Origin of the sequence: Prevotella sp. oral taxon 317 str. F0108, assembly GCF_000162415.1 — a bacterium.
In the GTDB taxonomy this organism is placed as follows: Bacteria; Bacteroidota; Bacteroidia; order Bacteroidales; family Bacteroidaceae; genus Prevotella; species Prevotella conceptionensis.
This window is the reverse complement of record NZ_GG740082.1, coordinates 1-1,259: the sequence shown is the minus strand read 5'-3', so window position 1 is coordinate 1,259 and position 1,259 is coordinate 1. Positions and strand designations below refer to the sequence as shown.

At 36.5% G+C, this 1,259-nt stretch carries 2 protein-coding genes; both read right to left on the bottom strand.

What is annotated here, in order from left to right; genetic code table 11:
* Window positions 1-27: 27 nt before the first annotated feature.
* Complete coding sequence (locus HMPREF0670_RS14770) at window positions 28-537, bottom strand: hypothetical protein (protein WP_009231941.1); 510 nt, start codon at window positions 535-537, stop codon at window positions 28-30.
* The coding region (locus HMPREF0670_RS17305) for a hypothetical protein (RefSeq protein ID WP_044078453.1) at window positions 506-1,259 on the bottom strand (754 nt) is incomplete at its 5' end. The genes HMPREF0670_RS17305 and HMPREF0670_RS14770, both read right to left, overlap by 32 nt.

Below are 1,259 nucleotides of genomic sequence, written 5' to 3'. Positions count from 1 at the left end.
ATAATTGTTTGCTATCACTAAACTTCTTTAATCTATTGTTATTCTTATCGGAACAATCACAGCAATTGGATTCGCTGAAAACACAAGAATATCTTGCTCAACTTCCCTTAGCACTCTTAACATTTCCTTGTTAAAAGAATCTGTCAAACCACGAATAAGCCTAAGTTCTACAATGTTACATTTTGGCATAGCAAGTAAAAGCACACCCGCTGTACCTGGTGTGAATGTCTCATCATCAACGCGGAATTTACTCAAAATTTTGTCTCTTAATTTAAGTGTCGTTTGGATTTCAACGTTCCAAGTTGTACTATCAATAATTTCTCCTTTCCTTGAGAAGTAACAATATCCTACGACTTTATTATTAAATCGCCAAATTTGTTTGTACTTAAGCCCTTGAACATCATATAATACAATGCTTTCTTTATCCTTATCAGAAATAGAAATTCTATTTTGTCCACAAGAGGCATTAGAGATGAATAATAGCATATATATGCACAAGCGGATTTTATTTCTCTTTAAAATTACGAATGGATTCATGTTCTCTTTCCTTTATTTGATTTTCTAGTTCTATATTGCCGTCCTGCGTTCCTGTTGAGCCACCATGACGAGGGTCTTTGCCAATTAAATACATATACAAATGGCCACCAAATTCATGACCAACGGCTTTAGCTTGTTCTTCTGGTGTTGCAAATGGGTTTATAAAAACTTTAAAGTTCTTTGAGGGAGAAATCTCCCCACCAGGAAATGCCTTTTGCTCATCTGCAGGACGCAAAGTTGCGCCTAAATTAGCAGATACCTCTATCTCATCTTTAATACCTTGCTTCAATAACGTGAGAGAATATAGCTGTCTTTGTTCCTCTGGTCCAGAATATTTACTCATAAAATCCTGATATGCATTTGAGCGATTAGGTTCTTTAAAATCTTTAGACTCAATTTTTCCTGAAGAATCCATATACATATATGTTTTCGAGGTCGCGTCAAAGTCTACAGTTCTTCTGTCTGAAACAATTCTCTTTAAAATGTCAAGATTCTTACTCGTGGGGTATCTTCTACAAGCTTCTTCTACGGAACTTAAGTCAAGATAAAGGTTTTTATCCAACACTATTACCGAACGGACTCCTGCGGGTAGACTAGAAAGCAGTACAGAAAACGATGCAGCGTTAGCAACATGTACTTTTGCTCCATCTGAATCCATCAACTTTACAGGGTTTCCTATACAATATACATACCCGCCAACACTCGGATACTTCTCCGCCAAC

What these genes read in the sequence shown, in the direction of transcription:
- HMPREF0670_RS14770 (WP_009231941.1), bottom strand. Translation starts at nt 537, where the DNA reads ATGAATCCATTCGTAATTTTAAAGAGAAATAAAATCCGCTTGTGCATA.